This window comes from Pseudomonas sp. S60 (genome assembly GCF_016647865.1).
GTDB lineage: Bacteria > Pseudomonadota > Gammaproteobacteria > Pseudomonadales > Pseudomonadaceae > Aquipseudomonas > Aquipseudomonas parafulva.
In genome coordinates, this window is record NZ_JACVVH010000015.1 from 100,894 (window position 1) to 109,317 (window position 8,424).

An 8,424-nucleotide genomic window follows, 5' to 3' on the forward strand; every position below is an offset into this window, starting at 1 on the left:
TCTCCTTACGCCGGTTGCGCCACGCCAGGCTTGCTCACTGCGCCCAGGCGCGGCACCTCGAAGCCATGGTCCAGGTCCAGCAGCGGGAACAGCAGGTCTGCCACCCGGTGCGCCTCATCGATCAGCGGGAAGCCCGACAGGATGAATGCCGACGTGCCCTGGGCCTCGTATTCACGGATGCGCTCGGCGACCTGTTCGGCGCTGCCGACCAGGTAAGTGCCGGCAGCCGGGCCGAGGATGTTGAAGCCGAACAGGCTGGGGCCCAGCCAGACGTTGGGGTAGATCTCCAGCTCGCGGGCCGTGGGCAGGCGCCCGGCGCGGATGCTGTCGAGGTTGCGCTGAATGCGCGGGTCGTCGCTGACGTAGCTCTCGAAGGTTTGCCCGGGCGGCAACTGGCGTTCGATGGCTGCGCGCGCGGTGGCCAGCGAAGTGCGCTGCAACAGGCGCTCTGCATGGGCCCACGCTTCTTCCTCGGTCTCGCGCACGATCACTTGCAGGCGGGTGCCGTAGGTCAGTTCGCGGCCGATCTTCGCCGCCTCGGTCGCCACCCGGCGGAACTTGTCGCCGAGCTTTTGCGGGGTGTCGGCAAAGCTCAGGTACACGTCCAGCAACTGCACCGAATGGGCTACGCCCGGTGCCGAGGTGCCGGCGCCCCACAGCGGGATGCCGGGCTTTTGCTTCGGTGGGTGCCAGCCGCCCAGCGGGTGATGGGCAGCGGCGGGCGAACGGGGTGACAGCCTGACGTAGCGGCCGTCGTAACCCGCCGTTTCGCCCGCGTAGAAGCTTTGGAAGGCGCGCCAGTACTCAAGGCTGAAGTCATAGCGTTCATCGTGCGGGTAGTGCACGCCCAGCGTGGCCAGGCCGGCGTCGTTGCCGTTGACCACGTTGAACAGCAGCCGGCCGTTGGAAAACTGGTCGAAGGTGAGCGCCCATTTGGCCAGCACCGCTGGCGACAGCTCACCTGGGTGCTGGGCGACCAGGAAGCGCAGGCGCTTGGTGGCGTCAATCAGCGCTGCCGATACGGCCAGGCTTTCATTGGGGCTGGAGCCGAGCAGCGAGCCGTAGAAGCCTAGGCGGTCGGCGGCGATGGCCAGTTGCTTGAGGTGTTCGAAATCGGTGTGCCAGCGGCCGTTGGGCTCCCAAGGGTAAGGGCCGTCGGGGGTGGTCAGGTACCAGAGGATTTTTACTGCCATGAGTCAGGTCCTTGTATTGGAAGGCAGGGGTGCGCATTGCCGCCGAAATCAGCTACGCCGATCGATGCCAGGCACCAGGCCCAATTCGGTAGCACGGTCATACAACCCGCTCATCTTCCACTGCTGGGTCAACACACCCGGCCCGTAAGGCCGCGACCCACCCAAAGCATCGGCCAGCAACTGGATCTGCGCGCCCTCCTCCAGCAACAGGATGAACTCTGCCGTGGCCTGCAGCCCCTGCTTGCCCCACACCGTGGAGCCGCCGTTGGCTTCCAGGATGGCCAGGTTGAAAGGGTTCTCGGCGATCTTGTCGAGGATGAAGTCCACCTCGGCCTGGCGCCGGTCGATGTACACCGGCAGCTCGCGAGCCAGCTGGTAGCGCTGCACCGGCACGTAGTGGAACGGCAAGGTCCGATGGGTTTGCGCCCAAGCGCCCAGGTACGGGCTGTGCACGTGGGACACGGTGGTGACGTCGGGGTGGGTCTGGAACAGCTTGGTGTAACGGCCCAGGCCGCCTTTACCCTTGCCGACGATGACGTTGCCGGCAAAGTCGGTGACGGTGGCCTGCAGCGGTTTGCGGTGGTTCCACGGCCCCCCGTAGTTCACCGACACCAGCAACTCTTCACCCGGCACACGCTCGATGAAGCCGACCGTGCCATTGGCGGTGATGGTGTGGGTTTCGCGAAATACGCTGAAGGCCGCTTCGGCTTCGGCCACCACCTGGTCGATGAAAGCTTGCAGCTCGGCAGTGACGGGGCGTTCGTTGATCAGTACGGTCATGTTCAATCTCCAGTCAGGTCAGGCGCGGCGGTGGGCCAGCAGTTCATGGGCAGCTTGCAGAGGCCGCGGGTCGACCCAGTCGGCGATGTCGCAATCGGCTTCGAGGAAGCCGTGCAGGTACAGGAAATCTTTTTGGGCGCCGAGGAAGGCCAGGCGCTGTGCGGACAGGTCCGGCGCCAGCGTGGTGTGGAAATCACCGCGGTACGCTTCGGCCACGCCCTGGCTGCCCGCGCGGGTTTCTTCTTCGAGGATGCTGTTGAGCGCAGCGCGGTTGTCGGCTGCCCACTCGGCGGCACGCAAGGTCTGGGCAAGAAAGCGCACCACCAGATCAAAATGGTTGTCGAGCAGGCGTTGATGCACGGTGATCGGTCGCGGGGTGCCGTTGTTGATGCGGTGGCGCGGGTCGGCCAGCAGGTCGAGGTCGACGCCGACCACCAGGCCCAGCCGACGTGCGGCATCCGCGGCGGCCGCGCCTTTCACGTACACCGCATCGACTCCACCGCGCGCCAGGTATTCCAGCCCCGACCATAGCCGCTGCAAGCCCAGTTCCGGGGTGGCGGCAGTGGCCTGGTCGAGCAGTGCCACTTCCACCAGTTGCACGTCATCCAGGTGCAGGCCTGCCGAGGCCAGGGCGCCTTTGTAACCATGAAGGCTCATGGCCCGGGCAATGCTGCCCGGCCGGCTGTCGCCCCAGGCCGGCAGCGCCAGGCGCTTGCCGCGCAGGTCGGCGGCGCTGCGGATGCCGGACTCCGGGCGAACCAGGATGGTTTGCCATTCTTCGATCCAGGTCAGGCCGATCAGCCGGCTGGGCGAGCCGGCGGCACGTGCCGCCAGCGCAGGCACGTTGCCGCCTTCGCGAAACAGCCCGGGCAGCTGGTGATCGTAGTGGTGATGGCCAAGCTGGCGGGCCTCTTGCAGGGTCGAGACGGGCAAGCCATCGGCAGCGAACTCCTGCTCCAGCCAGCCGAGCTTGTAGGCCAGGCCTGAGGCGGTGGGCACCGGGCAACGGGTGAACCAGATGCGTTCCAGGGCGCAGGGGTCGTCTGCGAGGTGTTTTACTGTGGGGGTAGCGAGGGACATGGGGTGGCTCCTTGGGCGTCGTGCAAGCACCATTGCAGTGTGCGTGCCAACCGCTGGAGGCCTTGATTTACCTGGGATTACTTGTTTTGCCAGGTGGTTGGGTGCTTGGCTTGGAGCAGGATTGCGGGTGGGGTGCTGCCAGATCAGCAACATGACTGCTGCTGAGGCAGCAAAATGCTGTGAAAGCCACGCAGGATGCGGCCTGAGAAGGGGTGGCAAAGATATTGCTCAGGACGTTGGGACAGCGGTGTGGCTATTCGCGGGTAAACCCGCTCCCACAGGGAACGCGCAAAGCTCATGCACTGCGGTTCCGGTGGGAGCGGGTTTACCCGCGAAACAGGCGCACTGGCCTCTTCAGACAATTCGAGACCCCACCATGAGTGCCATAGAACCTTCCCCTGCCCGCCGCCTCACCAGCGAGACCGAAGCCATCGAAACCGCCCGCCAGGTCGCCGCGCAAATCGCCGAGATGGCCGCGGACCCGCGCAATAACGGCCAGCTTCCCCACCGCCAGGCCGAATTGTTGTCCAGCAGCGGCCTGACCGCCATCGCCGTACCGGCCGAGTTCGGCGGCCTCGGTGCCTCGGTGCAGACCGTGGTCGAGACCGTGCGCCTGATCTCCACCGCCGACGGAGGCGTCGGCCAGTTGCTGCAGATTCACAACGTGATGCTGCGCGGCATCTTCACCGGTTACCCCGAAGAAGTACGCGACCGGCTGATTACCGACGTGCTCGCCGGCAAGCGCTTCGGTAACGCCTTGGCCGAAGTCGGCGGCAAGAACAAGTTCGCCCTCAAGACCCGCGTCGAGCGCCGCGCCGATGGCCAGTGGGTACTTAACGGCAGCAAGTTCTACTCCACAGGTTCCTACCTGGCCGAGTGGATCTCGCTGACCGCCGCCAGCGAAGACGGCGGCGTCGGCGTGCTGCTGCACCGCGACACCCCCGGGCTGACCCTGGTAGATGACTGGCAGGCGTTCGGCCAGCAGAACTCGGTGAGCGGCACGGTGAACTTCGACAACATCGTGCTCGACGAGCGCTACCTGACCCGCCGCAGCGGGCCGATGAAGCGCACCGGCCTGACCTTCCCGCAGATCCTCCACGCCGCCATCGATACCGGCATCGCCGCTGGCGCATTGCAGGCGGCTGTCGAGTACCTGCGCGAGCATGCCCGGGCCTGGGTGGAAAGCGGCGTCGAACGCGCCAGTGACGAGCCGCATGTCATTCGCCAGATCGGTGAGTACGCCGTGGCGCTGCGCGGCGCCGAGTCGGTACTGCGCGAGGCGGCGCGGGTGTTCGACGACCACGAGCGCGACCCGGAGAACAAGGCGTTGCAGGATGAGCTGATCCTGTCCGTGGCCACCGCCCGTGCGCATTCCGATGCGGCGTCGTTGAAGATTTCCAGCGACCTGTTCTCGCTGCTGGGGGCCAGCGCTTCGCTGAGCAAGTGGAACCTCGACCGCTTCTGGCGCAATGCCCGGGTGCACACCACCCACGACCCGATCCGCTGGCGGCTGCACAACGTGGGCAACTACTACCTGAACGGGGCCGACCCAGGGGAGTACACGGCGGTGCTCAATGCCAAGGAAACCCAGGGCGCTACACGCCGTTGAATCCATTTGGGGCCGGGGGGCGCGTTGCGCCCCATTCGCGGCACAAGGCCGCTCCTACAAGGGCGGCGTCGCATTCTGATCGAGCATCTACATGAACCACCCGCTTCTTCGGGCATTGGCGATCTACCGCGAAATGCCTTGGCGCTTTGCTTTGGTCGCTGCCTTGTACATTGCCGGCAACCTATGCCTGGCCTGGCAACAGTGGCTGATCGGCCATGCGGTCGATGATGTCAGCGCCGGCCGCGCCGTGCTGCGCCTGGCCGACGGCAGCCTGGACGCCAGCGTGGCCTGGCACTGGTTGTGGCTGCTGCTGGCCATAGCCCTGGGCCGCGGCCTGCTGCAGTACGCCGCCGCCGTGCTGTCGCTGGTGCTCAGCCAGGCCCTGCTCACGCGCCTGCGTGAACGCATCCTCAGCCAGGTGCAGCGCCTGCACCTGGGCTACCACTGGCACCATGGCATGGGCGAACTGGTCACCCGCACCACCCGCGATGCCGACAAAGTGCGCGACGCGCTGATCACCTTCTGGCGGCAGATCATCGAAACCCCGCTGGTGGTAATCGTTGCGGTGGGCCTGTTGAGTTGGTACGACCCGCTGCTGGGGCTGGTGCCACTGCTGCTGACCGGCGCCGGGTTATGGCTGTTCGTGGTGCAGACTGATCGCCTGGTCACCCTGGACCGCGCCGTGGGCGCCGCCTATGACCAGGTCAGTCAGGACCTGGCCGAAGGCATCGGTGGCGTGCGGGTGATCAAGGCATTTGGCCTGGAACAGCAGCGCATTGCCCGCTTCGCCCGGCAGGTCGAGGTGTTCACCGGCCATGCCCGCGCCGCCCTTGCCTACGCCAGTTCGCGCATTCCGCTGCCGCAGGCGGTGGTGGCGCTGGGGCATGTGTGGATCCTGGTGTACGGCGCCCACCGCGTAGCGGCCGGCGCACTGGGCATCGGTGAGCTGGTCACCTCGCTGCTGGTGGCCACCACACTGGTGTTCCGCATCGAAGGCATTGGCCGGGTGATGCAGACGTTCGCCGATGCCCGCGCCAGTGCCGAACGTATCTGGCAGCTGCTGGACGAACGCCCGGCCATCGCTGGCGGCCATGCCACCCTGCCCGCAGGGCCGTTGGGGCTGAAGCTTGACCAGGTGCAAGTCAGTGCAGCAGAGGCTGGCCGGCCCATCCTGCAGGACTGTTCGCTGACCCTGTTGCCCGGTGAGGTGGTGGCGCTGGTCGGCGCAACCGGCACGGGTAAAAGCCTGCTGGCCAGCCTGCTGCCACGTTTGGCCGATGTGCAGCACGGCAGCGTGCAGGTCGGTAGCGATACGGCCGGTTGGCGCGATGTGCGTGACCTCGACCTGGCCGACCTGCGCCGTCGCGTGCAAGTGCTGCCGCAGGAAAGCTTTCTGTTCTCCGACAGCCTGGCCGCCAACCTGCGCCTGGCCGCACCGCAGGCCAGTGACGCCCAGTTGCGTGAAGGCATGCGCCTGGCCGCTGCTGAGGACGTGCTGGAACGCTTGCCCCACGGCCTAGACACGCCGCTGGGCGACCGCGGCGTGACCCTGTCCGGCGGCCAGCGCCAGCGCCTGTGCCTGGCCCGCGCGTTGCTCGGCGCACCCGACATCCTGTGTCTGGACGATGCCACCAGCGCGCTGGATGCCTTGGGCGAACGCCAGGTGCTGCACAACATCCGCAGGCTGCACAGCGCCAGCGGCCAAGGCCCAACCTTGCTGCTGATCACCAGTCGCCTCTCCACCCTGCTGCTGGCTGACCGCGTGCTGATGCTGGAAAACGGCCGCATCACTGCCAACGGCAGCCATGCCGAGTTGTGCGAAAACAACGCCCATTACCGCGACTTGCTGGGGATCGACCATGACTGATGTGCAGCACTCCCCCGCCAGCGATATCGACATCGAACAACGCCTGGCCCGCCAGGCGCTGGACCGGGGCATGTTCCACCGTTTACTGCCGCTTTTGCAGCCCATTCGCGGGCAGATCCTTGCCGTGATCGGCATCGAGCTGCTGCTGGTACTTACCGTGTTTCTGCGCCCGTGGTTCGTGCGGGAACTGCTGGACAAGGGCCTGATGCCCAGCGCCGACCACTGGCTGCTCGACGAGCGTCTGGTACTGTGGTTGGGCCTGGGGCTGGCCGCCAGCTGGCTGGGGCGATTTTTGCTGGCCGGGGTGTCGCAGTTCATAGCCGGGCGCGCAGCGATCGGCGTGCTCAACGCACTGCGGGTGAACGTGTTCGCCCATGTGCAGGCGTTGTCGGTGAGCTACTTCGACCAGACCCGTGCGGGGCGTATCATTTCCCGTGCCGACCGTGATGTGGATGCGCTGGAGCCCCTGCTGGTACAAGGCCCGCCGGAGTTGCTCGGCGCCTTGCTCCGCTGCGGCCTGGCAGCGGTGATGCTGTGGCGCATCGACCCCAGCTTCTTCTACAGCCTGGTTGCCACGGTACCGGTGCTGGCCTTGGCCACCTGGCGCTTTAAAAGGGTGTCGCAGCGCAACTGGGCCAGGGTGGCCGAGCAGCGCAGCCGCTTCACCGCCCACTTGGTAGAAAGTGTGAGCGGGGTGCGGCTGATCCAGCAATGCGGGCAGGAGCAGACCAACCGGGCACGCTACCGGCGCCTGCTGGAAGACTTCAACCAAGCACTGATCCGCGGCAGCCTGCGCGCCGGCTGGTTCGCCCCGTTTACCGCATTGCTCAGCACCGCCGGCATGGCCGTGCTGTTGCTGGTCGGCGCTCACGGTTTGGCCGAGGGCAAGGTTAGCGTGGGCCAGGTAGCCGAGAGCCTGTTCTACGTGTTCTTGTTCCTCGGGCCGCTGCAAGAGCTGTCGGACCTGTTCGAGCGCTACGCCACCGGCAGCGCTTCAGCCCAACGCATTTTCCTGCTGCTCGACACCCGCCCAGAAGTGCCTGATCCGCCAGCGCCTCACCCGCTGACTAGGGCGCGTGGTCAGGTGGACTTCGATGCGGTTGGTTTTGCCTATGCGCCGAACAGCTCGCGCCCGGTGATCGACGGGCTCGACCTGCATATCCGCGCCGGTGAAGTGCTAGCTATCGTCGGCCCCTCCGGGCATGGCAAGAGCACCCTGGTGCAGTTACTGACGCGCTTCTACGAAGTGCAGCAAGGCGCCGTGAAGCTGGACGGGATCGACCTGCGTGCGCTGGCCCAGCACGACCTGCGGCGCAACGTGGGTGTGGTGCTGCAGGATAACGTACTGTTCAGCGGCAGCATCCTCGACAACCTGCGCCTGGCCGCTCCAGCTGCCGACAATGCACAACTGGTAGCCGCAGCCCGTGAGCTGGGTGCAGACGAGGTGCTGGAGCGCCTGCCGCAGCGCTACCACACCGAAGTCGGCCCGCTGGGTGCACACCTGAGCCATGGCCAGCGTCAGCTGGTGTGCCTGGTGCGGGCCTACCTGGCCGACCCGGCGGTACTGGTGCTGGACGAAGCGACCTCGGCAGTGGACGTGCATACCGAGCGGCGCATCCAGCGTGCGCTGCGCAGGCTGTGCCAGGGGCGGACCGCGATCATCATCGCCCACCGCCTGGCGACCATCCGCGATGCCGACCGCATTGCCGTGGTGAAGCATGGGCGGGTGGTGGAGCAAGGGGCACATGCCGACCTGATCGGGCGGAGTGGTGCTTATGCAGCGCTGTACGAAGCGTATCTGCGCAGTGCCGGGGAGGTTATGGCCGAAGTGTAGGGCGTGAAGGTTGCTGCGCCTGGGCGATCGAGCGCCGCGCGGGCGGCGCTCGATCTCGCAG

6 protein-coding genes are annotated in these 8,424 nt (G+C 66.4%); 3 read left to right on the forward strand and 3 right to left on the reverse strand.

Going from position 1 to position 8,424, the window contains the following annotated elements:
* Positions 1-5: 5 nt before the first annotated feature.
* From IAE33_RS09925 to IAE33_RS09935, 3 genes are read right to left on the reverse strand one after another with little or no spacing between them, the layout of a single operon-like run.
* Positions 6-1,193 carry an LLM class flavin-dependent oxidoreductase gene (locus tag IAE33_RS09925; protein ID WP_201163374.1) on the reverse strand — a complete coding sequence of 396 codons (1,188 nt, stop codon included), beginning with the start codon at positions 1,191-1,193 and terminating at the stop codon, positions 6-8.
* A 48-nt stretch (positions 1,194-1,241) separates the two neighbouring features.
* The gene (locus IAE33_RS09930) at positions 1,242-1,973 is read right to left on the reverse strand and encodes a class II aldolase/adducin family protein (protein ID WP_201163375.1); all 732 of its coding nucleotides are present in this window, start codon (positions 1,971-1,973) and stop codon (positions 1,242-1,244) included.
* Positions 1,974-1,991: 18 nt separating this feature from the next.
* Entirely contained in the window at positions 1,992-3,053 is a 1,062-nt protein-coding gene (locus IAE33_RS09935) for an ABC transporter substrate-binding protein (protein ID WP_201163376.1), read from the reverse strand.
* A 376-nt stretch (positions 3,054-3,429) separates the two neighbouring features.
* Between IAE33_RS09935 and IAE33_RS09940 the strand changes: the two genes are divergently transcribed.
* From IAE33_RS09940 to IAE33_RS09950, 3 genes are all read left to right on the forward strand, one after another.
* Positions 3,430-4,662 carry an acyl-CoA dehydrogenase family protein gene (locus IAE33_RS09940; RefSeq protein ID WP_201163377.1) on the forward strand — a complete coding sequence of 411 codons (1,233 nt, stop codon included), beginning with the start codon at positions 3,430-3,432 and terminating at the stop codon, positions 4,660-4,662.
* A gap of 91 nt (positions 4,663-4,753) precedes the next feature.
* Positions 4,754-6,529, forward strand: coding sequence for an ABC transporter ATP-binding protein (locus IAE33_RS09945; RefSeq protein ID WP_236404353.1), 1,776 nt, complete (start codon positions 4,754-4,756; stop codon positions 6,527-6,529).
* Positions 6,522-8,363 carry an ABC transporter ATP-binding protein gene (locus IAE33_RS09950; RefSeq protein ID WP_201163378.1) on the forward strand — a complete coding sequence of 614 codons (1,842 nt, stop codon included), beginning with the start codon at positions 6,522-6,524 and terminating at the stop codon, positions 8,361-8,363. The genes IAE33_RS09945 and IAE33_RS09950 overlap by 8 nt, the downstream gene beginning before the upstream one ends.
* Positions 8,364-8,424: the final 61 nt, after the last annotated feature.

Coding starts and splice junctions, on each gene's coding strand:
- IAE33_RS09925 (WP_201163374.1), bottom strand. CDS start 1,193: ATGGCAGTAAAAATCCTCTGGTACCTGACCACCCCCGACGGCCCTTAC.
- IAE33_RS09935 (WP_201163376.1), bottom strand. CDS start 3,053: ATGTCCCTCGCTACCCCCACAGTAAAACACCTCGCAGACGACCCCTGC.
- IAE33_RS09950 (WP_201163378.1), top strand. CDS start 6,522: ATGACTGATGTGCAGCACTCCCCCGCCAGCGATATCGACATCGAACAA.
- IAE33_RS09940 (WP_201163377.1), top strand. CDS start 3,430: ATGAGTGCCATAGAACCTTCCCCTGCCCGCCGCCTCACCAGCGAGACC.
- IAE33_RS09930 (WP_201163375.1), bottom strand. CDS start 1,973: ATGACCGTACTGATCAACGAACGCCCCGTCACTGCCGAGCTGCAAGCT.
- IAE33_RS09945 (WP_236404353.1), top strand. CDS start 4,754: ATGAACCACCCGCTTCTTCGGGCATTGGCGATCTACCGCGAAATGCCT.